Raw genomic sequence first — 24,423 nt, 5'->3', positions numbered from 1 at the left:
TTTTTTCTAAATTCTTCGTCTAAACTTTCTGTAAGAAGTGGGAATTTAGGTGCACGGAAACTATACCAAGTTTTTTAATATTCCATCTGTTTTTAGTTAAGAAACGCCAATTTACTTTCAGTTTCTGTGCTTCATTTTTGAGCCCATTTAATTGCAGCTTTTTCATCATTCTTACACGAAAGGCTACTAAAACGTCGAGGGCAGTGAGAGCGAAGTGAACACTTGATCTTTTGAATTTTTAATAGAATCTTAGACTATTATGCTAGTGAACTTTTTTCTAATACTTGACTTTCTTTGTATGATTAGAAATCCATATTTACCTTTAACGGAAAGAACTTTTTTATATTATTTTAGTTTTAACTACACCCGTTCATGGATATGCTATTATTCAAGAAATTGATAAGTTAAGGGATGGATCAGTTAAGGTAGCAGCAGGAACTATGTATGGAGCGATTGAAAATTTACTTAAGCTTAATTTGATAGAAGAAATTCCAAGTAGACCTCATCGTCGCAAAGAGGGCAAAAATCCCTTTAAGAGATTTTTACCCTCTTTGCGACGATGAGGCCTTTGTTTTTCGTTCTAGTTTTTTGTTTGATTAACTAGAAGGGATTAAAAGACTGCGTTTTGATTTATTTTTTTAGGGTAAAGGAGAGAGTAGCCCGAACATTTTTAGTTGGCTTGGACTGAACGAAGTGAGGGAAAGGCTACTAAAACGTCGAGGGGCAGTGAGAGCGTAGCGAACACTTGTTTTTTGAATTTCTATCTTTGTTAGGTCAATAGAGTATATCCTGTTGTCTCATTTTATTTTCCATAATGTAATTGGTTTATAGAAAGACAATAGACTTATGCAACAGAAAAAGGAGAACTATGAAGAAAGAAATAAAAGATATTCGCTATAATATCAGAATGGTCCTACAAACTTTTTTTAAAAGCAGATCTTAAGGAAGCCTGTAATACACTTTTTAAATACAAAATAAAGTCCATCAGTTTTTTTCTTGCTGATAGACTTTATTCTTTATTCAACTAAGCAATGGTGTGAACTTTTAGTATTAGTTAGCTCAATTCACGTATTTTTAAGGTAAAATTCACACCATTCAGTTGAAACTAATTGAAATCAATTGAAATTACTAAAATTGAAAATTCAGGAGAACCATGATTTTCAAGCTCTTTGAAATTTATATAAGTGAGTGTTTTTGAAAGCTGGTCTTAAAAAAGCCCGTAAAGCTTCACAATTCTCAAAACGTTAATATTTACCGATATTTACAATTTGGACATCTCGCATTTTGCGAGGTGTTTTTTTGAAAAATTTACACCAGTCATGTTTAGAATGACTTTAGATAAGTGTTGCGTCTGTCTGTCTTTTGACACGAATGGCACGTCAGACACAATACAATAGAAGTGAGATGCTTATGACCTACCGAACATTTTTAGAATTAGTCGAAATTAGAACCAAGTTAGCCAGTTTATTTCCTTTTATCATGGGTGTTTTATTTGCTATGACTTATTTTGGTGAGGTGCAGTGGTTAAATACCTTTATCTTTTTCATCGGGATGACGATTTTTGATATGGTAACAACGATGATTAACAATTATATGGACTATAAAAAAGCTAAATCCAAAACCTATCAGATGACAGAAAATATCATTGGGCAATCAGGCATTCCGCTCAAGCTTGTGTGTCATCTCATTTTTATTATGCTCTTGATGACGATGGGCATTGGCATCTATTTAACCAGTCAAAATGGTTGGGTATTTATGCTGATAGGTGGGATTTGTTGTTTGGTTGGCGTTTTCTATACCTGGGGGCCTATTCCACTCTCAAGGATGCCTTTAGGTGAGATATTTAGCGGGCTGTCAATGGGACTGGGGATTTTTATCTTAACGATTTTGACCAATGTCACGCATTATCCATCGATCTACCTACAGCTTAATTTTAGTAGCGGGCTATTTCAGCTTGAGGGCAATATTTACGCGCTTGCAGCGATCATTTTAGCGTCATTGCCCTTGATCAGCTCAATTTCTAATATCATGCTAGCTAACAATCTAAGAGATTTAACGATGGATATCGAAAATCACCGCTATACCTTAATCTACTATATCGGACGTCCAACGGGGGTAATCCTCTTTAAATTTCTTGCTTTACTTGGTTACGGGACCATTATCATTGGCTTATTAGCAGGTATTTATCATTGGCCGATTTTAGTGACCTTGGCTTCATTTCCGATTGTTTTGAAAAATACGCGAGCATTTGAACAGACATTGCCGCATCCCAAATGCTTTCAATATGCGATTAAAAATTTAGTGACTTTTAATACGCTATATGCGCTGGGATTGGCCCTTAGTCTGCTCGTTACTGGTGTGAACTTCTAGTATCCGTGCGCCCAAGTCAGTTCTTGCTAAAAATAGTTGACATCTTTAACTTGCTTTGGTTTAATGACTTAATAAGTAGGAAAATTGTATCTTGTGGTGAGAATCCACAAGATATATGGAATAGAGGATAACCATGTTTACATCTCGAAAAAAAATGAATGTCATAGAACTAGAATTTTTAAATATGTTATATGATTACTGTCTTGATCCTCATTTAACAGAACGGGAAAGAAAGATTGGACTTATGGCTAAACAGGATTTGGAAAAGGGAAGATATGCTGTAGCTGTCCTTAACCAAGTGATTTCAAGCTTGCAACAAGAAGCGATAATGCATCATTTAACAGCTGATGCGTCTATTTTTTATAAAAAATTAAATCCAATCATGGATAAACTAGTCCCTATTGGGATGAATCGAGGCTCTATGATGCTTAATCGTAGTTATTTAGACTAGATATTAAGTAATAGAGAAATGATGAGAACTTATCGCAGGAGTTAGCTTGAGTTATATATTTTTAGGCTAGCAATTTTACAACAAAAAAAATGACCGCTAATTGATCGATTGGCAGTCATTTTTTTGTGCTAAGCACGATAAAACTCAGGCAAGATAAACTGATCCTGATTTTCAAACTGTAGCGCGAGTTGGAGCATCAAAATTTCGGAGTTTTTTCTGCCCCAAAGTTGAACGCCTTGCGGTAGATTGGTTTCAGTCTCTAGGTAGACAGGAAGTGAGAGCGCAGGCTGTCCGGTTAGATTGCTGATGAAAGTATAGGGAGAAAAAGTTAGGAAGGTTTCAAAAGCTTGTTCGATGATGTCAGTCTGTTCTGGAAAGTCATATCGGCTAATGTCAGCCATCTTTTCTAATAGCTCAGAGCTGATGAAGGCTTCCCCAATTTTAGGTGCTGTCTTTGCTGTGGTAGGGGTTAAGAAAAAATCATAGTGTTTAAAAATCTTGTCGTCAAAAGTCGCGCAAGCAGCATCCCATGCGTTTAGGGCTTGAACATAAGAAGCGGCATCTGCCTTTCTGCCAGCCTCTAGGAGGGCATAGGTTAAGGGTTCGACGTCATCAAGGCTGATTTTTCGGCCTTGTGCTGCCTCCCAAGGTTGGAGTATGGCAAGGGTTTCGGCTGCGTTCATCTGATAGTAGGTTCGAATCAGGGCGCGGGCGTCTAGTGGGAAGGCGATTTCTGTGACCTGATGGCCTTGTGATTTTAGGAAGTCGACGGTTTTGTGGAGCGCGGCTTTCGCTGTCTCCGAAATGTCAATGCCTGAGATCGGTGTAGCTGTTGAGAAGGCGATGGTTAATGGCCGATCAATCTCAGTCAAATGGTGCAAGGTTGTTTTATCTAACATGGGTGCTTGATAAGGATCAGCTTCCTGGAAGGTTTGCATTTCTGCTAGAAAACTCGCTGTATCACGAACAGAAACAGTCAAAGCGCCCGAAGTAGAGGCACCTTGCCAGCCACGGTAGTTGCTTGGGCCTTGAGGCATGCGGCCACGCGTCATTTTTAAGCCGATGAGTCCAGAAAATGATGCGGGGATACGGATAGAACCACCGCCATCTGAGGCGCCAGCCATGGGGAAAATGCCTGCGGCCACAGCAGAGGCTGCGCCACCAGAAGATCCGCCAGAGTAGTAGGCGCTGTTCCATACGTTGCGTGTATCGCCATAGAGTGCGGCATCTGAGATGTTTTTGAAGCCAAACTCAGGTGCATTTGTCTGACCAAAGGGCGTTAGACCAGCTGCTAGCAAGGCCTTGATATAGTTGTCATCTGAGTCAGCTATGTTGTCTTTAAAGAGTTTAGAGCTAGCAGTTGAAGGGAGGCCTGTATGATCTTGTCCCAACATTTTGAGTGGGAAAGGAAGGCCTGCAAAGTACCCTTTTTTCGTTTTGGGGAGATCGGCTTGCGCGTGTTTCAGATCATAAGCGACCACTGCATTATAAGTCGGGTTGACGGCTTCGATCTTTTTTTCGGCGAGTGTTAATAACTCGGCTGAAGTGGTGTCACCTTTGTGAATTTGTTGGGCCCAATAGGTCGCATCTTTAATCTTGACCATCTTTCATTTCATCCTCTTTGGGTGTGAAGTCGCCACCTAGATATTTTTCAGAAAGCTTGGTCATGGTGCCATCTTTCTTGAGTTTAATTAAAGTAGTATCAACTTTTTTCTGTAAAGCTTTACCTTTACTATCTTTACCAAAAATAAAGTAGCTAAAGCCAGTGTGCTTATCTGTTTCGCCTAAAGTAATCGGCTCTACCTTGAGTTTGTAGTCATTTTGTTTAATGATTTGGGTCAGTGAAATCTGATCATAAATGACAAAATCACTCTTGCCAGAATCCACATCCGCAACATAGGATGTCAAAGGATAGCTAGTATCCATATATTTGAGGTTCATGGCCTGGTCAGGATGTGCCTTGTTCCAAGTTTCGAGCATGGTTGCGACTTGAACACCAGGCAAGACTTCAGTCGTTTTACCTGCTAAGTCAGACAAGGTTTTGACTTTTAGGTCAGGTTTAACCGCGACGGATGTCGCTGATTTAGAAAGTGGTAATGAGTAATTGTATTTTTCTGCGCGTTCAGGTGCCCAAGATAAAGCATTAGCAGCCATTTGGAAACGGCCATTATCAACGCCAGATAAAACAGAGTTAAAATCAATCACTTGAAATTTTACCTTGTACTCAGGAAGTTGTTTAAAAACAGCGCGTGCTAACTCAATGTCAAAGCCTGTTAATTTGTCGTCAGCCATGTAAGTATTTGGCTTAGAGTTCGCATTTGTTGCGATGATAATTTCTTTTTGCGTAGGCTTAAGACTTTCCTTTTTACCGCAGGCGGCAAGCACTCCGAAAGAAGTGAGAGAAAATAAGGCTATTCCTAAAAGTATTTTTTTATTCATTGATATATCACGGGTTTTTGAAAACCCTTCCTTTCTATATTATTTAATTTTAGCAAAAATTTAAACTTCTCTGGCCTGAGGTGTTTATAAATTTTGTCAGGCACGCTTAAAAATTAAATATGCTATACTTTTAATTAGACAAGCATTACTAAATAATACCAAGGGTGGGATGACGATGGCAGTTTTAGTATTAGGAGGAGCTGGTTATATCGGCTCAAACATGGTGGATACTTTGATTCAAAATCAGGAAGAGGTAGTAGTGCTAGATAACCTTTGCACAGGCATCGGCGAGGGGTTCATGAAAAAGCTCACTTTTATGACGGAGACATCAGTGATAAGGCTTTGTTACGTCATATTTTTGAGACTGAAAAGATTGATGCTGTCATGCATTTTGCAGCATTAACGCTTGGCCGAGAATCTGTTGAACAACCCTTAAAGTACTTCAGTAACAATGTCTATGGCACACAAATTGTCCTTGAAGTCATGCAAGAATTTAAGGTGAAACCTATCGTTTTCTCGTCGTCAGCAACTGTCTATGGCAATACAGATCAAGCAATCATAGATGAAGCAACGGTAACACAACCTCTCAATCCGTATGGCCATAGTAAAGTCATGATGGAAACAATGATGCAGGATGTGGCCCAATCATCAGACATGACCTTTGTCGCCTTGCGCTATTTTAATGTTGCGGGTGCCAAAAAAGACGGCGCACTAGGCGAAGTACGACCTAGATTGATTCCCACCATTTTACAAGTCGCACAGGGCAAGATTGATCACTTAACTCTTTATGGTGATGACTACAATACGCCAGACGGCACCTGTATTCGTGACTATATTCACGTCTCAGATTTAGTAGAGGCTCATCTCTTAGCCCTCAAGTATCTCCAAAATGGTGGTCAAAGTGAAACCTTTAATCTAGGATCGTCTAAAGGTTATTCAAATTTAGAAGTCCTTGAAGCTGCTAGAAAAGTAACAGGAGAAAAAATACCAGTTGACATCATCCCAAGTGCTGTTGGAGATGCGCCAGTTTTAATTGCTTCTAGTGAAAAAATTCATAAAATTTTGGGTTGGCAACCGAAGTCTAGCAATATTGAGGAAATTATAAGTGATGCTTGGCAATGGCAGCGTCAATTTCCTAATGGTTATGATGTTAGAAGTTAAAAACTGATGATAAGATTTTTTATATTTATAATTGAGCGTCTCACAGTTTGTGGGATATTTTTTTATGATAAATTTATGATGAGTTCTGTTACCATATAAGATGGGAATAAAATATTTTTAAAAAGTGTATAGATTCGGTGAAGTCATTCGTTATATTTATGAAGCTGATGAAAAACCGCGAACAAACCTCTTGGACGGAGTGCTAGCGTAGGTCAAGTTTCAAAATTTCATGAAATGAAATCGCAGAAAGGAGGTAGCAAAATTTGAAATTAGATGGATTTGAGCAGATGTTAGTAGAACTAGCGCGCAAAGTTTCCTACTATTTGCGTAAAAATGGCGCCAGTTATGAAGATGCGGAAGATATTGCGCAAGATGCTCTGGTTAAAATTATCGAAACGAGTCATGTGCTACCACCGGACACGATGAGAGCTTGGCTTTATAAGGTGGCGATTAATCAGTTTCGAGATTTATATCGGCGAAAACAACGCTATGCTGAGATTCTGGAAGTGCACTTTGCGACCTTTGATGAACATGTTACAGCATTTAAGATGGAGAATCTGGAAGATGCTTACGTGAGTCGAACCTTGCATTTACTCAAACCGAATTATACGGAGCTGTTACTCTTGCGTTATGATGAGACATTGAGTCATGAGGAGATTGGTTTCCTCTTGGATATGAAATTAGACACGGTCAATACGACACTATACCGTGCCAGAAAAGCGTTTAAGAAAATCTATTTGGAGGTAAAAGAAAATGACGAAATTTGATGCTGATAAATTTGAAGAAGTGGTGAAAAAAAGTAAGCAGAAAAATCGAAAAAAAAGTATTTTAATGGTCGTGATTTCTGTTGTTTTGTCAATTATCTTTGTTTTGGGGATATTGTTCGGTATTTTTTGGATGAACGATCGTCATGGTTATGAAAATGCTAAATATCTTGAGGTGAAAACACGATTCATGACACCAAATGTGCAGACACGTAACTTGCCTCAATCAGATATTGGGTTATTTAACGGTAAAAATATAGCAGAAGTAGAAAAAGATGTTGATGGTTATCCAGTAGAGTGGGGAAACATTTCAGGCACCTATAATATTTTCACTAAGTTAGGAAAGGTAGACATCTATAGTATAGGTGGCAAATCCTATCCTGAAGGTCGAAGAATGAACTTTTTCAATCCGAATATCACTTACAAATATATTACGGCTGATACTCAGGATAAAGCCATTAAAGAAAAAAATTATACAAAGAAAAAAGGAAAGAACGGGTCATCATGGACGAGATTTCCAGAAGATTTGTATGAAAAAATCACTTACCCGAATGATTTAGAAAATATTGTCAAAGCAGAAAATCGTGTGGTTGAAGTCGGTATTTCTTTTGACAAACCCTATACTTATGAAGAAGTCCAAAAGATGTTACCTGATAATTTGACACAAGCATGGTATTGGGTGAGCGAAGGCGAGCAAGCGAGTAAGAAAAAAGAACATATCCATTTGAATGATGCAGATGAGGATATATTTGCCCCGACAGTGACCTTTGGCTACTCAAATAGTAGTGATTTTAAATATGGAGATCTTCAATTAGGCGACTACTGGAAAGGTGACAATGGTCTTAATACAGCTTTTGAAATGCTGAAAACGGATTATTCACTCAAAATGGAGAAGGATGAACAGAAAATTTTAGACGGTATTTTGAAAAATAATCACCTGAAAAATAAAAAAGATATGTTGCTCAATGGGATTGTTTTAACAGGCAGAAGTGAAAACTTTAAACAATTAGAAGGTAAATCTTGGATACAAGCTGCCTCAGCTGGTGCGAGTGCGGAGATAGTCCCTTATATCAAACCAACCAAATAATAGCAATAGTCCCTTTAATTAATAGAAAATGTCCCACTTTACTACATGAAACAGGAAAACTATTTTTGAAAAGCATCCTTTTAAAAATAGTTTTTTTATTCCCTTGACCCTAACGTAAGGTCATAGTTTATAATAGAGCTATAGTCAGGAGGAACACATGAACATCAAAGAAGTAGCCAAACTAGCTGGCATCAGTGTCCGCACCTTACACCATTACGATAAGATTGGTCTTCTGGTACCAACTCGGAATGTGTGGAATGACTACCGCGATTACTCAGACGATGATTTGGATAAACTCCAGCAAATTTGTTTTTTCAAGGCTTGTGGCTTTCCCTTGACCGAAATCCAGCACCTACTTGAAAGCTCAAATTTTGATAAAAATCAGGCATTTGAGTTACAACGAAACTATTTATTGCACGAAAAAGACCGCATCACAACGCTTTTAGACACACTAGAGCGCTCAATGCAAGACATGAAAGGAAGTCTAACCATGACACAAGCAGAAAAATTTAAAGGTTTTGACTTTACAAAAGAAAATCCCTACGAAAAAGAAGCGATAAAACGCTTTGGAACAAAGGCTGTCGCGCAAACCAAGGAAAAAATCGACAGCCTCTCTAATGATGGCAAGCAAAAAATATCTGATCAAATGAATCAGTTATTTCACGACTTAGAAAATCTAAAGGACGAAAATCCTGTGGCTACCATTGCACAAGCAGCCATTGCCAACATGTATCATACTTTCAACGACACCTTGGGTTATCACTACACCTTAGAAGCCTTTGCAGGCCTAGGGCAATTGTATGTGCAAGATGAGCGTTTTACTGAAAACTTGAGACAGTATGGTGATGGATTCCCAGAATTTTTAGCGGCAGCTATGACATATTATGCCCAAAAGACTTAGCGCTAGTCTTTGCAAATTCCCCCTAGATACGCTATACTTTGAGTAAAGAAAACGCATTCAAATAGAGGGAGAAAGACAAAATGTCAATCAAATTAATCGCTACAGATATGGATGGGACCTTTTTAAACAGTCAAAAAGACTATAATCGCGAGCGTTTTGCTGACTTGTATGCTGAGCTGAAAAAACGCGACATCAAATTTGTCGTTGCCAGTGGCAATCAATCTTTTCAACTCAAGTCCTTTTTTCCAGACATTTCAAATGAACTCACTTTTGCAGCTGAAAATGGTGCCCATGTCATTAGCAAAGAAGAAGCATTATTTGCTGCAGATATGCCACGTCAGGCTTTTGAGAGAGCTTTGTCTATTTTGGCAGCCGATCATCAAGGAGAAGGCATCATCTGTGGGATAAAATCAGCTTATATTTTGGAGACAGCGCCCGAGACATTTTACAACTATACCCACCAATACTATCATCGGTTGGCAAGAGTGCCAGATTTATCAGCCATGTTTGATCAAGATACCATTGTCAAAATGGCTTTCAACTTTCCTGAACATCTTGTCGATGAAAAAATAGAGCAGTTAACGGAAGCCTTACAAGGCGTGCTATTTCCAGTCTCTACTGGCGAGGGGGACATTGATATTCTAGTCCCAGGTGTGATTAAAGCGAGTGCTCTAGCAGATCTTGGCAATTTGTGGGACATTCAACCAGAAGAAATGGCGGCCTTTGGTGATGGTGGCAATGATCTTGAAATGCTACAATTTGTCGGTCATGGTTATGCCATGAGTAATGCTATCCCAAGCATTAAAGCCATAGCAGACCATGTCATCGGGAATAATGATGAGGATAGTGTCCTGACACAAATCGAGAAAATCCTTGAGGCGAATGATTAGCAAAAAATCTCATCCAGAAAAGATGAGATTTTTAAATGCTTATTTTATACTCTTAATCCTGTTGCTGATAAACCTGATCACAAACCCAAGCGGTACGCAAGGCAGATTCGATGGTAGAGGGACAGCTTCCTTGGCCATTTAATTCATCCACAATCGTCTGGATTAAATTTTGATGCACATGTTCAATTGTACCTGCTGGAATTGCCGTTTCCTGTTCTGCTGTTTTAAGCTGGATGGGGTCGTTGGTAAAGCAACCAAAGTTAATTTCACCTTTTGACCCCACGATTTGGATATTATCTGCAACAGTATCAGTCGTAAAGCACCAATTCCCTGTCCCTGTGATATGATTGTCAAAAGCAAAGGACAAGGCAACGTTATCTTCTGGCGCATAATAACCCGCTTGATTCACGCTAAAGGCTGCCACTTTTTCAATGGCACCAAAGAAAAAGTCCAGAATATCAAGCGTATGCACAGCCATATCCATAAAAATGCCACCACCAGAAATCTCAGGTTGCACATGCCAATGTGTCCCGTTGATTTCATCTTTAGTAGCCGGCCGGTAATAGGCAACATTGACAAACCGCACATCACCGATAGTACCAGCGTCTAATAGCGCTTTGACTTCGGTAAAGCGTGGTAAAGTTCGGCGATAATAGGCGACAAAGGCTTTAACATTTGCTTTTTTAAAGGCTTCTGAAATTTCTAAGGCTTCGTTATAGGTCAGCGCGATTGGCTTTTCGATATAGCAGACTTTACCAGCTTCAGCACAGCGAAGGGCGTAGTCCTTGTGTGAGCCAGGAGGCGTGGCGATATAGACAGCGTCCACCTTAGGATCTGCGAGCAAGTCATCGACTGAGGCGAAGACCTTCTCGACATGGTGACGTTTGGCGTAATCCTCTGCTTTAGCGAGCGTTCGATTGGTGACGCCGTACAAAACAGAATTTTTGGCCTTGTAAAAGCCAGGTCCACTTTTCTTTTCTGCGACATCACCCGTACCAATCATGGCCCAATGAATTGTTTTCATAGTTATTTACCTTTCTGCGATTTCACAAAGTGAAATCTTGAAACTTGATCTCCGCTTACGCTCCGTCCAAGCAGTGTCGTTTGCGATCTTACATCAGCTCAAATTCTTTTGACTTTGTAAGTGTTTTCATGCTTCATTATACCACGACAAATAAAAAAGAAAGACTTTGAGTAGATAAAAGTCATTTCTTTTTGAAGGTTTTGTAAGTTTCATAACGTTTGCGCAAACTTTCCAAAGCTTTCTTTTCAGTTTGGTGTTTCGCATTTGGAAAGGCCTTGAGTATCCGCGCCCGTATCCTTTTTTGGTGCGCCATTAAGCTCTCAATCTCTGTCGTCAGAGTTTCAGTCAGCTCATCTTTATGGTTATCGAATTTCTCAGATGCGTCCACAGCAAAATTGCCGAGATTTTCGGCCAAGGTGTCACTGCCACGGCGGATCATGCGTGAGAGTTCATGCACCTGCTGTAAATCGCGGTTAAGGTGAGCGATAGCAATCACTGTGATGATGACATCTGTAAGCAAAATGAGATAAAAAATGCTGATAACAATGGTAACCGGCAGGGTCGGCAAGTGTTCTAAAATCTTAGCGATAATCGGCTGTATGATTTTAATTAGAAAGACACCCGCAAGGCCCCACATCAAAGAAAACTTCAGGCAAATAAAGCCACCGATATTAAAAGGCTCTTGGGAATAATCCCACCATCTCATATGGAACAATTTTTCTAAAACATAGCCACCGACTAACTCTAGCAGACTTGCGATGATGACGGAGGCCAAGAAAAGGAGGGGGAGATTATCTGCAATCGGGTTTAAAAAGAGGATAAAGAGCACCGCTCCAAAACCATAAATAGGACAAACAGCGCCGTTAAGAAAACCACGATTGACAAATTTACCGGTATTGACGGAGGCATAAATGACTTCGAGACACCAGCCAAGAACGGCATAGGCTGGAAAATAGGTCAGAAAAGTTAGCACGATGTGTTCAGATAACATGATAGCTCCTTTACTTTTTAATCTGATTTTACTGAATTATGAGTTGCTTTATCTTCATCTTAGCACATTGTTTAGGAAATTGTGTGCTAGAAAAAGTTTATGGTAAACTAAGGATAAATCAAAAAATACTTTCAGGTTCATCTGAAGGGCAAAGGAAGTGGTGAAACAAAATGAAAATACGACGCGCTCAATCAGCAGATGCCATCTCAGTCGTTGCACTCTATCAATCTTTGGTAGGAACACCAGGTTGTCCTTGGCATGCAGACTATCCTACGCTTGAAAATGCCCAATCAGATATTAGTAGTAGTTCGCTCTACCTTATCGAAGATGAAACTGGTGAGATTTTAGCGGTCGCATCAGCAGTAGAAGAGACAGATTTGGATGCTTTTGAGTTTTGGTATCAGCAAGTAACTAATTGGCGTAGTCTTTCGAGAGTTGCTGTGCGCCAATCCGTTCAAGGACGAGGGCTTGCCCAAACGCTGATTTCAGCTATTATTGATGCGTTGAGTGAAAGAGACAGTGCGGGATTACGCCTACTTGTCTCTCAGGATAATTTGTCTGCTCTAGCCTTATACAAAAAATTAGGCTTTAAACAGGTCGGTCAATGCTTTGCCTATGGTGCAGACTGGGACTGCTATGAGCTGATTTTAAAAAGCTGACAAGCCTCGTATCAAAGGTTTGTCAGCTTTTTATTGGCATAGTCATGCATTAATTTCGGAATTTCCGCAGAGATTTGTGTTGGTAGCACGACATAGCGTTCCCGCGCTAAGTCGTCCGCAATCGCTGAATGGACATAAACGGCAGCTAAGACTGCTTGCTCAAGTGATGTTCGAAATTGACCAGAGAACCCAGCGATTATACCAGCAAGGGTATCACCCATACCGCCAGTTGCTTGATACGGGCCGCCAATGGTGAGTTGGAAAACTTGATCAGCTGTGTAAATTTCTGTCTGGTATTTTTTTAGGACAAGAATGGGGCTTGGCTTGAAGGTCGCAAGTGCAGCCAAATTTTTTGCCGGCGTTTGTTCAGCAATCTCAATCTGGCTCAAACGCTGCCATTCCATCTCGTGTGGTGTCAAAACAATCCGCGCATCTGGCAGATCAAGCTGGTGTTCAGCTAATAAAGTTAGGGCTGAACCATCTAGAATCAAAATCTGATCAGATCTGACGCTGTTTAAGGTCGCAGTCAAAATCGCCAACTGTTCTCCCAGACCAGATCCGATGAGGACGACATCAGCTTTCGTTATGAAAGCAGTCAAATCTTGCGTGTAGTCTGTGACCATTGCTTCCGGCAAGTGGCTGTGGAGGGCTGTGAAATTACTAGGATGAGTCGCGACGGTGACGAGGCCGGAACCGCTATTGACGGCGGCCAGGGCGTTCATGATGACAGCGCCACCGTACTGTTCGGTGCCACCGATGATCAGAATCCGACCATAATCGCCCTTATGCGTGGCGTTAGCGCGCTTGGTGATCGTTTGTTCGAGAATCTCCTGTGTCAATTTGTGCATCATCGCTCTATTCACCATTTTCACGGAACCAGGCCTTGTCGCTGCCTTCGTTTTCGGTTAAAATCTTATGCATGGTTCGTTGCGCCTGTGGCACAAACATTTGTGGCTCTGGTGAGACAGGTAGCCATTTGACTTCAAGGGTCTCATCGCCATCGGCCTGAATGCGCCCACCTACTAATTGCACTTCAAAGCCAATCGCGATATTTTCTTGCGCGTCACCCCAAGCATTTTTATCTGTGATATGCGTAGAAAGTCCTAAAACTCGAACGACTTCGACATCAAGACCTGTTTCTTCCTTGAATTCACGCACGACCGCCTGCATGGGCGATTCTCCGTAATCCAAGAAACCACCAGGAAAGCCCCAACCAGTATCCGGCGAATCTGCCCGACGTTCTAATAAAATCTCCGTCCGGTCAGCGCTCCAAAGCACACCAAAAGCCGTCACGAAAATCATTCCTTGATGGCCCACCAGTGCCCTCATATCTGCAATATAATTTTTCTCCGTCATGTCTTACATCCTTTAAGGTTTTGAACTTCAAGCTAACTTCTTAGGAAAATAGATAATTTGTGAGCCTGCGCAAGCGCAGAAGTTTCATCAGCGACGAGTAATCGCAGGAGTACACCCAAATTCCTAATTTTCTACAGAAGTTTGTGGCTGCGGTTACTCGCCACAGAAAAACCATGTGCGACTATGTCGCACCGCTTTCAGTATCATGTTATTGATAACATAAATCTTATCATAATTTAGGGCGATTTTGTTATAATAAAAGGATGACCTCACAATCTTTACTCAAACCCAAGGAAAGAATCGATCAGCTGGCGACGAATGACGTGAAAATCATCCAGTCTCGCGACGTTTTTTCCTATTCAGTCGATGCCGTGCTCCTCAGCCGTTTTCCTAATATCCCCAAGCGGGGGCAAATCGTCGATTTGTGCGCGGGAAATGGTGCAGTCGGCCTGTTTGCAAGCAGCAGTACAAACGCAAGCATCGTTGCAATTGAAATCCAAGAACGCTTGGCAGATATGGCCACGAGAAGTGTGCAGTTGAACGAACTAGAGCAGCAAGTGCGCGTGATCCAGGATGATTTGGCTAATACACTAGACCATCTCAATCCTTCTAGCACAGACTTGATTTTCTGCAATCCGCCTTATTTTAAGATAGATGAAAACTCACGAATCAATGAGAGTGAGCATTATCTGTTAGCCCGGCATGAACTCGCAACCAATCTCGATGACATCTGTCGTATCAGTCAACAACTGCTCAAAACAAACGGCCATCTGGCCATGGTGCACCGACCAGATCGCTTTTTTGAAATTATCCAAACCATGACTAAATATAATCTAGTCCCGAAACGGATCCAGTTTGTCTATCCAAAAGCAGATCGAGATGCTAATATTCTACTGATTGATGCCATTAAAGACGGTAAACCTGGTGGCGAGAAATTCCTCCCACCCTTGATTTTGCACAAGTTAGACGGCAGCTACACAGACGAGGTACATCAGATTTATTATGGCTAACCAATATTTTTATGTCCTCTTATGTGCTGATCAGTCGCTTTATGCAGGTTATACCAATGATTTAGACAAACGGATCAAAGCCCACAATGCCGGACAAGGTGCTAAATATACCAAAGCCAGACGTCCGGTCGAGTTGGTTTATTCTGAAACTTTTTCAGATAAATCAGAGGCCATGAAACGGGAGTATTGGTTTAAGAAAACCTTGAGAACACGCCCTAAAAAAGAATCTTTTCTCCGTGAAAAAGGTATTATCATTGTAGAGGGACAGGTGACACATCTCTAACAATTTGACCAACAAAAAACACCTCCAAGTCTATATTGACTTGGAGGTGTTTTGCCGTTATTAGTAAATCAAGTCAAAGATTTCCATAGCAACAAGGTCGATGCTATCAAAATCAGAAGTTTCTTTGATTTTTGGATATTTTACGATGAAGACTTGATTTTCCCCATCAAAGCTGACGGTGATTTGAACTTCTTCGTCTTTTTCAAAGTTAAAAGTATCTTTTGGATCGCCTGATTCGACAAGTTTTTCCAATCGGTTAAGAATAGCAGAGAGATGTGATTTCATTTTATACGGATTCCTTTATGTAAGATATTAAAACGATTCATTGAATCGTTTTAACTTTTATTATTTTAACTTTATTTTACCATATTTATTGAGAATTTTGGCGTGTTTGATTGCTTTTTTCGCAAAATAGGCGACTTTTTTTGGTGTCCTGGCAACGGTTTTAACTGTTTTACCTGGTGCTTGGCGAACGATTCGAGCTGTCCGTCTCGGAATAGACTCCCCTTTTTCGGCCAGATATTGATCATTTGAGATGATTTTATCCAAATAGAACTCATAAACACGCAAGGCAAAGTTTTCTGCAGAAATCTCGTAAAGTTTTTGATCGTAGCGTGCTTGATCAAAGCTAGGTGTTTCTGTAATTGCAGCTAAGATGGTCGCTGCAATGTCATCATCACTCGCAAAAAGACGCCCAAATACGGGTTCAGTGATCAAACTTTGGAGATAAGCGTTATCCGTGGCTAAAACTGGTGTACCAGAGGCTAGCGCCTCAATATAGGTCAGACCTTGCGTTTCGCTAGTCGAAGCTGAGATGAAGAAATCCGCTGCTTTATAATAATAAGCCGTCTGGCTATTATCAACAAGCCCTGTAAAAATTACAATATCATCCAGGGCTAAGTCGCTAACTAGTTTCTGGAGTTTATCGGCATAAGGCCCGCTTCCGACAATCACAAGTTTAACCTTGACTTGATCTCGAATGGTCGCTAAATGCTTAACGATAGATTGGATATTTTTTTCTTCAGCAATACGGGATAATGACAGTAACATCGTTTCATCAGGTAGAATACCAAGACTTGCGCGCAAGTCAGCACAATCTTCTGCTGTAATTTCAGGACGTACAAATTTATTTAGTTCGATCCCAGTCGGGATCACTCGTTTCTCAAGGTTAACGCCATAACCATTGACAATGTCTAAGACGATCGCGCTAGGAACAATAATCCCATCCACACCGAATAAATAGCTTTTGATGATATATTTGACCATACCTGGACGCAGAATTTTGCCCTTAGCGATATAATGGACATAATCTTCATATTTCGTATGCAAAGTATGAATGACAGGAATCTTGAGCTGTCTCGCCACAAGCTTTCCTAACATGCCGACCCCAAACTCAGTTTGGGTATGAATAATATCGAGATGATAGGTTTGGGCAACTTGATAAGCTGCGACAACACCTTTAAGCACGATACGTCGCTCAGCCAGTGAGATCAAGGGGATGCTACTCAAACGAATGACATTGACTTGGTCATCGGCAGGATCAGCATGAGGATCTGTCGTTGTAAAAATAAAGACCTGATGGTCCATCTGGGTGAGTTGATTGGATAAGGTTTCGATTGACGTGGCGACACCCGAAACCTGTGGTAAATAAGAGTCAGTAAAAAGACCAATTCTCATAAATACTCCTTTAGAGATTGCAAACGACTCATCCTTTCTACAGTCATGATAGTCAAGACTGTAGAAGTATTGGTCGTTAGGACGTGCTTCAAAGGCACATTAACTATCTAAAACTTGTTGGTAAGCAGCAACGAGTTGGGTTGAGATGCTCTCAATTGACCGGCTTTCAGCGACACGGTGACCGGCTTCCTTTTTATCTATCTTGCCATCTAGTACCCCTCTAAGGGCAGAGACAAAGTCTTCATTCGTTGATACAAGTGTCGCTGCTGTATTATCAAGCCAGCCACCATAGACCGGAATATCACGCGCAACAACATTTTGGCCAGACGCAAGGGCTTCTAAGACGACAATCCCTTCAGTTTCCTCATGTGACGGGAAAAAGAAGACGTCGCTAGCAGTCATAGCACCTTCATAAATATCACCCTTGATATAACCTGGAAATTCTACATTGGTAGGGTGATTCTTCTTGACTAAGCGCCGTACCCAACCAGGAACAGTCCAAAGGTTGGTCTCACCAAACCAGATAAAGCGGACATCAGGCATCATTTCAGCTACCTTGACGAAATCATCGATACCTTTGCGCTTAAAGTAAAGCGCCGCACACATAACAATCTTTTGGTCGGGCAATACTTGAAAATGATTTTTAAAAGCCTGCTCTTTTTCAGGAGACTGGCAATATTTACTCAGGTCAATGCCGTTTGAAATGGCAACAACAGGGACATTCACGCCATAAGAGGTGATGAGTTGCTTCGAATAATCGGTTGGCGTGATGACCAAATCCGCATGACGGTATAAGAAGGTTAGATATTTTTTAACAATAGGGGCTAATAAATTTGAGCCGATAAAAGAATTTCTGAAATCTTCCATTGTTGAATGACCGTGGTAGATTACTTTCTTGCCCATTCGCTTCGCACGAAAAAGCAGCATAATGCTTTTGATGCCGTAAGTGTTGATATGTGCAATGTCAAAATCCTCGTGGGGATTTGTTGTATAATCAATGCCAGCAATGTCTAATGCTCGCTTTTGATGGTAGATAGCACGGCCAATGCCAGATTTACGTAAAAATTTTTCGGCTTCTAAATAGAGTAAGATTTTCATAACTTATGTCTATTATATCAGAAAATCACTAGGAAACATCAGTCTTACGGCGTAAATTCAAGAAAAAGCAAATATTGATGAAAAAAATGTCATTTTTTTCAAAAAAGGGTTGACCCATTTTCAATTTTGCGATATAATTATTTATGTTGCTGAGGAAATCAGAAACAAATTACTTACCTCGGTCCGTTGGTCAAGGGGTTAAGACACCGCCTTTTCACGGCGGTATCACGGGTTCGAATCCCGTACGGACTATCATAAACTTTCGTCAGAATGGACGGAAGTTTTTTTGTACCGTTTTCCAAAATAGGTGTGTAATCATTGTGAAGAAGGGAAATGATATGTTTGAAAAGAAAGAAAAAAACAAGCATGATTTCATGATAGAAAATTTTGATCGTTTATTGACATAAGTGATTAACGCAAAGGATGTGACAACAGAGATTAAGGCAATTTTGATAACGCACTATATGCGTTTTCAAAAATCACATAATATTGATCGAGAATGGACACAGATTTCCTCAGAACTCAGACCCTTTGCACTAAAAATGACTTTACTACGCTCCATGGGTGAACTGTTCATGGCCCTTAACAATCGGCATTTAACTTTAAATGAAATTGTGGGTGGTCAAGCCATCTTGACAGGATTTTTAATGAAAATCTAACGACAAAAAATCACGCTTGGTGGCGTGATTTTTACTTGCTTTATTTATCTTGTTCAGCCTTGGCAGACTCAGCATCTTTAAAGTCTAACTTATCAGAGGATGTAGCAAGTTTAACAGTTGCTGTTTTTTCTTTACCCTCACGGTAGTAAGTGACTTTCATCTCGTCTCCGACATTGTATTTGTAAAGCGCGCTTTGAAGTTCAGTACTAGTTGTCACTTTAGTATCACCAATTTTCGTGATCACATCATATTTTTTAAGTCCCGCAGTGTCGGCTGGTAGACCTTTTTGAACTTTGGCGACCACGACACCTACTGTGACAGAGTCAGGAAGTTTGAGCTCGTCGATATAGCGCGAGTTAATGCCAGTGAGATCAACCATTTGCACGCCGAGTGCTGGGCGCTTGATTTCACCGTCTTTTTCGAGTTTACTGATAATTTCAACGACATCATTGGATGGAATGGCGAAGCCCATCCCTTCAACAGAAACATCTCTTGAAGATGAACCTGTTGCAGAGATCTTGCTTGAGTTGATGCCGATGACTTGACCTTCGACGTTGATCAAAGCACCACCAGAGTTGCCGGGATTAATCGCGGCATCGGTTTGAATGGCATTAACATTGACGGTTTCATTGCTTTCATTTTGCATGATAACCTTGCGTGATAGACTAGAGATAATCCCTTCAGTGGCTGAGTTAGCATATTCACTTCCTAGAGGAGAGCCGATAGCAATGGCGGGCTCTCCAACAGTAAGCTTGGAAGAATCGCCGAATTCAGCAACTTTTGTGACTTCTTTAGATGGAATTTTAATGACCGCTAAATCGCTATAAGCATCTTTCCCGACTAAAGTACCTTTGACCTTATTACCATTTGATAGCATGATTTCTAGTGAGCTTGCACCATCAACGACGTGGTTGTTGGTAACGATATAAGCGTAATCACCGTCTTTTTTATAGATTACACCAGAGCCTTCACCTGCGGGTTGTTCTTTAGCATTATCCTTATTAGTAGATGAGCTATCACCAAAAAGATCATCTAATGAGTTGCTTGACGACGCTTTTTGATAATTAATGACAGAGACAACGGCATCAGATACTTTGGCAATCGCCTTAGTTGTACTACTTGATACTTTATAAGAAACATCAGACACTTTGGTCGTGCTGGTTTGATTCGTCTTGATAGGCGTATCACCCGTAAAATGGTCGTAGGCGATATTACCACCTAATGAAACAGCACCACCGATAATCCCAGCAGCGATTAATTTTACAGCAGTTTTTTTACTATTTTTCATATGTCACTTCCTTTACATTGTTGTTGATAGCTTAAGTTTACCTTATACCACTTAATTATACCTTAAAACTAAGCATTTGTTAAATATTTAGTAGTAAATTATCGCCATGACCAGAAAGTTATACACAATATTGTGGATAAAACACTCATTTTGTGAACAAGTGTGTAAAAATCCATGAGTTTTCCACAAAAATGTGGAAACTTTTGTGAAAATGTGGATAAATCAAGTTTTCACAGCTTTACATTTCTTTTCTGCTGTGGATAAAAATGATTTTGATTTTTTGGTATAATTAAAGCATGAGAATAAAGATCATTAGTGTCGGAAAATTGAAGGAAAAGTATCTCACGGCAGGAATTGCGGAATACGTCAAGCGCCTGTCGCGTTTTGGTCAGGTAGAAATCGTTGAGCTAGCAGATGAAAAAACACCTGATCGAGCATCTGAAAAGGAAAACGCGCAGATTTTAGCCAAAGAAGGAGATCGGATTTTGGCGAAAATCTCAGATCGTGATTTTGTTTATTCGATGGTGATTGAAGGTAAGCTCATCTCATCAGAAGAGTTATCCACAAGTCTTGAACAAGCCATGCAACAGGCTTCGACCCTTGTTTTTATCATTGGTGGTAGTTTAGGCTTGGATCCACGAGTTAAAAAAAAGGCTAATGCCTTGATTAGCTTTGGTCGGATCACCCTACCTCACCAATTGATGCGACTCGTTCTAACCGAACAGATCTATCGCGCGTTTATGATTCGCGAAGGGAGTCCTTATCATAAATGACAATCATTGAGACATTTTTAGCCCATCAAAATCCGGAAAATGCGTCAGGTATGAAGCGATACATGAAAAACCACTTTGAATTTCTGGGGATTAAAACACCGGAACGCCGGGCGCTGTCCCGAGATTTTTTGTGTGAAAAAGCCAAAGAGGGGTGTGTTGACTGGGTGCTTGTGGATAAGTTATGGGCCCTAGACTATCGTGAATTCCAATATCTGGCTGGCGATTATCTAAAAAAAGTTCAGAAATGGCTGACCTTAGCCGATCTTGAGAGACTTTATGCGTTAGCCATCCAAAAATCTTGGTGGGATTCGATTGATTTTCTGGATGAGCATGTGGGCAGTATTGTGCAACGTTTTCCACAGGCCAAGGCAACCATGTTAGCTTGGTCACAAGATGATAACTTTTGGATTCGTAGGCTAGCGATTGACCATCAGTTGGGCTTTAAGTTAACAACGGATACGGACTTATTGGCACAAATAATCAGAAACAATTTTGGATCAAACGAATTCTTCATTAACAAAGCCATTGGGTGGAGTTTGCGTGAGTATTCTAAAGTCGCACCAGACTGGGTACGAACGTTTATTACTGATTATGAGGCTGAGCTTAACAATTTATCCATTAGAGAAGGATTGAAAGTATTAAAACGGTCATCTGTTTAAGCAACTTTAAGCGATGCGCTGGTGTAAAATCTTGGCAAAATAAATGAGAACGGAGTGAGGACAGTTGACAAAGAAAAATTATCGGATTTTTGAGCGCGTGCGCGTGGCAGTGCTGATTACTTTTATCAGTGGTTTTTTGGATGCCTATACCTTTGTAACCCAAGGCAAGCGCTTTGCTGGTTTGCAGACTGGGAATTTTATCTATCTAATGAAAAGTCTAGCTGAAGGTAATTTGACGGGAGCATCGAATTATTTACTACCGATTTCAGCCTTTATGTTAGGGACAGTTTTTACCTATTTCGCGCGGAAATTTGCTGTGCAAAATAAACATTTACGGTGGCATGCCTTAGCTGGCTTGATTATTTTTATAGGCGTTTTAATCACTGCCGCGATGGCACAGTTTGTCGCTTCAAAATGGACGGTACTGTCGCTTTCTTTCATTGCTGCTGTTCAGCTAGAGTCTTTCAAACGGATGCGTGGTGTACCTTATACTAATACGATGATGACGGGTAATCTGAAAAATATGTCCGTTTTCATTGTGCAAGGTCTGGTCGAGCGAAAACCTGAAATTTTGAAACGCGGCGGCTATACTTTTTTTATCATCGCAGGCTTCTGTCTGGGTGTGTTTATCTCGACCGTTTTAGCTCATAAATTTGATGAGAATGCCCTCTATGCTCTTTTGCCTATTATCTTTGGTTTCAATCTGGTGCTGTATCTTGAGAAGGCAAACGGTTTTGATTAAGGAGAATTCATTTATTAAGGGAGATAATCTAATAAATTGTCATTTAATTTATAATAGAGAAATAAGGCATATTTTGGATATCGAACATTTATAATCGTTAAAAATAAGAGTTAAAACAAATGTATTGACAAAGTCAGATAGCGTGATAAAATAGTAACAATATCTAAACGCAAAGCAAGTATTTGCTTACTTAAAATTAAGAAAGAAGGAACTATTTCAATGTCAAATTGGGACACTAAATTTCTGAAAAAAGGCTACACATTCGATGACGTATTGCTCATTCCTGCTGAAAGTCATGTACTACCAAACGAGGTAAACATGAAAATACAGCTTGCACCCAACTTGATTTTGAATATTCCCGTTATTTCCGCGGCCATGGATACAGTCACTGATAGTGCGATGGCCATCTCGATGGCACGTCAAGGTGGGATGGGCGTGGTTCACAAAAATATGAGTGTTGCTGAACAAGCCGATGAAGTGCGTAAAGTCAAACGCTCAGAGTCTGGTGTTATCACTGATCCGTTTTTCTTGACACCGACGCATACGATTCAAGAAGCAGAAGACTTGATGTCAATGTACCGTATTTCTGGTGTGCCAATCGTTGAAACGCTTGAAAATCGCAAATTGGTTGGGATTTTGACCAACCGTGATCTGCGTTTTGTTGAAGATTATGACCAAGAAATCCAAAATGTCATGACTTCAGAAGATTTGGTAACTGCTCAAGTCGGTACGACCTTGAAAGAAGCAGAATCACTCCTTCAAAAACATAAAATTGAAAAATTGCCACTCGTGGATGGTGAAGGTCGTCTATCAGGCTTGATTACGATTAAAGATATCGAACGTGTGATTGAGTTTCCAAACGCTGCGAAAGATGCGCAAGGTCGCTTGATTGTGGCCGGTGCTGTTGGTGTCAGCTCTGACACCTTTGAACGTGCTGAAGCCTTGTTTGAAGCGGGAGCTGATGCTATTGTTATTGACACTGCGCATGGTCATTCGGCAGGCGTTTTACGCAAAATCGCTGAAATTCGTGATCATTTCCCAGACCGTACATTGATTGCGGGTAACATTGCCACTGCTGAAGGTGCACGTGCCCTTTATGAAGCAGGCGTTGATGTGGTTAAGGTTGGGATTGGTCCTGGTTCAATCTGTACGACACGTGTCGTTGCAGGTGTTGGTGTGCCACAAATTACAGCCATTTATGATGCAGCAGCTGTTGCGCGTGAATATGGTAAAACAATCATCGCTGATGGTGGGATTAAGTATTCAGGAGATATCGTAAAAGCACTTGCTGCTGGTGGCGATGCTGTGATGCTTGGCTCAATGTTGGCTGGAACAGACGAGTCACCAGGCGAATTTGAAATCTACCAAGGCCGTAAATACAAAACATACCGTGGTATGGGTAGCTTGTCAGCCATGAAAAAAGGCTCATCAGATCGCTACTTCCAAGGTGGTGTCAATGAAGCGAACAAACTTGTGCCAGAAGGTATTGAAGGGCGTGTTGCTTACAAAGGCTCAGCGACAGATATCGTTTTCCAAATGATTGGTGGCTTGAAAGCCGGCATGGGTTATACTGGTGCTGCTGATATTGATGCTTTGCATGAAAATGCACAGTTTATCGAAATGTCAGGTGCTGGTTTGAAAGAAAGCCACCCTCATGATGTGCAAATTACTAAAGAAGCACCCAACTATTCTGTACATTAAGCATAAAATACAGGTGCGTATAGCATTATAAATCTTCTAGTCCTTTTGTGGATTAGGAGATTTTTATTTGCTTATTCTAAAAAAATTCAAATAATGCAAAAAAAAAGACAATCTTTTTGTCATTATTTGTTGACATCGCTTACAGAAAAGTGATAAGATAGACTTAAGCAGAATAAGGGTAGTAATTATTAAGTTAAGCTAGACCAAAAATAGATAGGGAATCCTGTCGTTTTTGGTCTATTTTTTATCTGTTTAAAAAGATGGAGTTGAGCTATGCAAATCAGTAAAATTTTGAATAACAACGTCGTCATTACTGAAAAAGATCAGGCAGAAGTAGTGGCTATGGGACGTGGGCTGGCATTTGGTAAAAAGATCGGCGATCAAATTGCAGTGGATAAAATTGAGAAATTTTATACGTTAAAAGGTGATGAAAGTACCAA

25 protein-coding genes, 1 tRNA gene and 2 pseudogenes are annotated in these 24,423 nt (G+C 40.4%); 18 read left to right on the top strand and 10 right to left on the bottom strand.

The window, feature by feature from the left end:
- Positions 1-298: 298 nt before the first annotated feature.
- The 3 genes and pseudogenes from LRA01S_RS10815 to LRA01S_RS08175 form a co-directional block, all read left to right on the top strand.
- Positions 299-515: pseudogene (locus LRA01S_RS10815) on the top strand (PadR family transcriptional regulator); the annotation flags it as partial.
- A gap of 895 nt (positions 516-1,410) precedes the next feature.
- Positions 1,411-2,370: a 1,4-dihydroxy-2-naphthoate polyprenyltransferase gene (gene menA, locus LRA01S_RS08180; protein ID WP_061775142.1), complete on the top strand. Its 960-nt coding sequence runs from the start codon at positions 1,411-1,413 to the stop codon at positions 2,368-2,370.
- Positions 2,371-2,503: 133 nt separating this feature from the next.
- The gene (locus LRA01S_RS08175; RefSeq protein WP_061775141.1) at positions 2,504-2,821 is read left to right on the top strand and encodes a bacteriocin immunity family protein; all 318 of its coding nucleotides are present in this window, start codon (positions 2,504-2,506) and stop codon (positions 2,819-2,821) included.
- A gap of 128 nt (positions 2,822-2,949) precedes the next feature.
- Here the strand turns inward: LRA01S_RS08175 and LRA01S_RS08170 are convergent, their stop codons facing one another.
- Together LRA01S_RS08170 and LRA01S_RS08165 are read right to left on the bottom strand one after the other, a co-directional pair.
- The gene (locus tag LRA01S_RS08170; protein WP_061775140.1) at positions 2,950-4,425 is read right to left on the bottom strand and encodes an amidase family protein; all 1,476 of its coding nucleotides are present in this window, start codon (positions 4,423-4,425) and stop codon (positions 2,950-2,952) included.
- Positions 4,412-5,260 (bottom strand): transporter substrate-binding domain-containing protein, encoded by an 849-nt coding sequence (locus tag LRA01S_RS08165; protein ID WP_061775139.1) that lies wholly within the window; start codon positions 5,258-5,260, stop codon positions 4,412-4,414. Before LRA01S_RS08165 ends, LRA01S_RS08170 begins: the two co-directional genes overlap by 14 nt.
- A 169-nt stretch (positions 5,261-5,429) precedes the next feature.
- On the opposite strand from LRA01S_RS08165, the pseudogene galE reads away from it, so the two are divergent.
- From galE to LRA01S_RS08140, 5 genes and pseudogenes are all read left to right on the top strand, one after another.
- Positions 5,430-6,421 (top strand): annotated as a pseudogene (gene galE, locus LRA01S_RS08160) (UDP-glucose 4-epimerase GalE).
- A 263-nt stretch (positions 6,422-6,684) separates the two neighbouring features.
- Entirely contained in the window at positions 6,685-7,188 is a 504-nt protein-coding gene (locus tag LRA01S_RS08155) for an RNA polymerase sigma factor (RefSeq protein WP_061775138.1), read from the top strand.
- Positions 7,175-8,272, top strand: coding sequence for an anti sigma factor C-terminal domain-containing protein (locus LRA01S_RS08150; protein ID WP_061775137.1), 1,098 nt, complete (start codon positions 7,175-7,177; stop codon positions 8,270-8,272). Before LRA01S_RS08155 ends, LRA01S_RS08150 begins: the two co-directional genes overlap by 14 nt.
- A gap of 157 nt (positions 8,273-8,429) precedes the next feature.
- On the top strand, positions 8,430-9,173 hold the full coding sequence (locus tag LRA01S_RS08145; RefSeq protein WP_061775136.1) for a MerR family transcriptional regulator: 744 nt from the start codon (positions 8,430-8,432) through the stop codon (positions 9,171-9,173).
- 80 nt (positions 9,174-9,253) lie between these two features.
- The gene (locus tag LRA01S_RS08140) at positions 9,254-10,063 is read left to right on the top strand and encodes a Cof-type HAD-IIB family hydrolase (RefSeq protein WP_061775135.1); all 810 of its coding nucleotides are present in this window, start codon (positions 9,254-9,256) and stop codon (positions 10,061-10,063) included.
- A 52-nt stretch (positions 10,064-10,115) separates the two neighbouring features.
- On the opposite strand, the gene LRA01S_RS08135 is transcribed toward LRA01S_RS08140, so the two are convergent.
- Positions 10,116-11,087, bottom strand: coding sequence for a Gfo/Idh/MocA family protein (locus LRA01S_RS08135; protein ID WP_061775134.1), 972 nt, complete (start codon positions 11,085-11,087; stop codon positions 10,116-10,118).
- Positions 11,088-11,268: 181 nt separating this feature from the next.
- Positions 11,269-12,078: a putative ABC transporter permease gene (locus LRA01S_RS08130; protein WP_061775133.1), complete on the bottom strand. Its 810-nt coding sequence runs from the start codon at positions 12,076-12,078 to the stop codon at positions 11,269-11,271.
- Positions 12,079-12,248: 170 nt separating this feature from the next.
- Between LRA01S_RS08130 and LRA01S_RS08125 the strand changes: the two genes are divergently transcribed.
- Positions 12,249-12,737: a GNAT family N-acetyltransferase gene (locus tag LRA01S_RS08125; protein WP_061775132.1), complete on the top strand. Its 489-nt coding sequence runs from the start codon at positions 12,249-12,251 to the stop codon at positions 12,735-12,737.
- 11 nt (positions 12,738-12,748) lie between these two features.
- Here the strand turns inward: LRA01S_RS08125 and LRA01S_RS08120 are convergent, their stop codons facing one another.
- A complete protein-coding gene (locus LRA01S_RS08120) occupies positions 12,749-13,585 on the bottom strand; it encodes an NAD(P)H-hydrate dehydratase (RefSeq protein WP_061775143.1) in 837 nt (278 codons plus the stop codon).
- A 7-nt stretch (positions 13,586-13,592) separates the two neighbouring features.
- On the bottom strand, positions 13,593-14,093 hold the full coding sequence (locus LRA01S_RS08115) for an NUDIX domain-containing protein (RefSeq protein WP_061775131.1): 501 nt from the start codon (positions 14,091-14,093) through the stop codon (positions 13,593-13,595).
- A gap of 263 nt (positions 14,094-14,356) precedes the next feature.
- Between LRA01S_RS08115 and LRA01S_RS08110 the strand changes: the two genes are divergently transcribed.
- Positions 14,357-15,103 (top strand): tRNA1(Val) (adenine(37)-N6)-methyltransferase, encoded by a 747-nt coding sequence (locus tag LRA01S_RS08110; RefSeq protein ID WP_061775130.1) that lies wholly within the window; start codon positions 14,357-14,359, stop codon positions 15,101-15,103.
- The gene (locus tag LRA01S_RS08105) at positions 15,096-15,386 is read left to right on the top strand and encodes a GIY-YIG nuclease family protein (RefSeq protein ID WP_061775129.1); all 291 of its coding nucleotides are present in this window, start codon (positions 15,096-15,098) and stop codon (positions 15,384-15,386) included. The genes LRA01S_RS08110 and LRA01S_RS08105 overlap by 8 nt, the downstream gene beginning before the upstream one ends.
- Positions 15,387-15,446: 60 nt before the next feature.
- Here the strand turns inward: LRA01S_RS08105 and LRA01S_RS08100 are convergent, their stop codons facing one another.
- The 3 genes from LRA01S_RS08100 to LRA01S_RS08090 form a co-directional block, all read right to left on the bottom strand.
- The gene (locus LRA01S_RS08100) at positions 15,447-15,671 is read right to left on the bottom strand and encodes a DUF1797 family protein (protein ID WP_061775128.1); all 225 of its coding nucleotides are present in this window, start codon (positions 15,669-15,671) and stop codon (positions 15,447-15,449) included.
- A 60-nt stretch (positions 15,672-15,731) separates the two neighbouring features.
- Entirely contained in the window at positions 15,732-17,063 is a 1,332-nt protein-coding gene (locus LRA01S_RS08095; protein WP_061775127.1) for a glycosyltransferase family 4 protein, read from the bottom strand.
- 99 nt (positions 17,064-17,162) lie between these two features.
- Complete coding sequence (locus tag LRA01S_RS08090) at positions 17,163-18,161, bottom strand: LTA glycolipid anchor biosynthesis glycosyltransferase, IagA/BgsA family (protein WP_061775126.1); 999 nt, start codon at positions 18,159-18,161, stop codon at positions 17,163-17,165.
- 180 nt (positions 18,162-18,341) lie between these two features.
- Here LRA01S_RS08090 and LRA01S_RS08085 point away from each other — a divergent pair.
- A tRNA-Glu gene (locus LRA01S_RS08085) sits at positions 18,342-18,413 on the top strand.
- A gap of 155 nt (positions 18,414-18,568) precedes the next feature.
- Complete coding sequence (locus tag LRA01S_RS08080) at positions 18,569-18,820, top strand: hypothetical protein (protein WP_061775125.1); 252 nt, start codon at positions 18,569-18,571, stop codon at positions 18,818-18,820.
- A 40-nt stretch (positions 18,821-18,860) separates the two neighbouring features.
- On the opposite strand, the gene LRA01S_RS08075 is transcribed toward LRA01S_RS08080, so the two are convergent.
- Positions 18,861-20,108 (bottom strand): S1C family serine protease, encoded by a 1,248-nt coding sequence (locus LRA01S_RS08075; protein ID WP_061775124.1) that lies wholly within the window; start codon positions 20,106-20,108, stop codon positions 18,861-18,863.
- A 296-nt stretch (positions 20,109-20,404) separates the two neighbouring features.
- On the opposite strand from LRA01S_RS08075, the gene rlmH reads away from it, so the two are divergent.
- From rlmH to LRA01S_RS08050, 5 genes are all read left to right on the top strand, one after another.
- On the top strand, positions 20,405-20,881 hold the full coding sequence (rlmH, locus tag LRA01S_RS08070; protein WP_061775123.1) for a 23S rRNA (pseudouridine(1915)-N(3))-methyltransferase RlmH: 477 nt from the start codon (positions 20,405-20,407) through the stop codon (positions 20,879-20,881).
- Positions 20,878-21,540 (top strand): DNA alkylation repair protein, encoded by a 663-nt coding sequence (locus tag LRA01S_RS08065; protein WP_061775122.1) that lies wholly within the window; start codon positions 20,878-20,880, stop codon positions 21,538-21,540. Before rlmH ends, LRA01S_RS08065 begins: the two co-directional genes overlap by 4 nt.
- Positions 21,541-21,604: 64 nt before the next feature.
- Positions 21,605-22,282 (top strand): YoaK family protein, encoded by a 678-nt coding sequence (locus tag LRA01S_RS08060; protein WP_061775121.1) that lies wholly within the window; start codon positions 21,605-21,607, stop codon positions 22,280-22,282.
- A 219-nt stretch (positions 22,283-22,501) separates the two neighbouring features.
- Positions 22,502-23,983, top strand: coding sequence for an IMP dehydrogenase (guaB, locus tag LRA01S_RS08055; protein WP_061775120.1), 1,482 nt, complete (start codon positions 22,502-22,504; stop codon positions 23,981-23,983).
- A 273-nt stretch (positions 23,984-24,256) separates the two neighbouring features.
- Positions 24,257-24,423, top strand: a 167-nt coding sequence (locus LRA01S_RS08050; RefSeq protein ID WP_303620938.1) for a CAT RNA binding domain-containing protein, incomplete at its 3' end; no start/stop codon positions are given.

This window comes from Pseudolactococcus raffinolactis NBRC 100932, from assembly GCF_001591765.1.
Taxonomy (GTDB): domain Bacteria; phylum Bacillota; class Bacilli; order Lactobacillales; family Streptococcaceae; genus Pseudolactococcus; species Pseudolactococcus raffinolactis.
The sequence above is the reverse complement of the archived record's forward strand: the minus strand, read 5'-3'. Positions and strand labels throughout refer to the sequence as shown.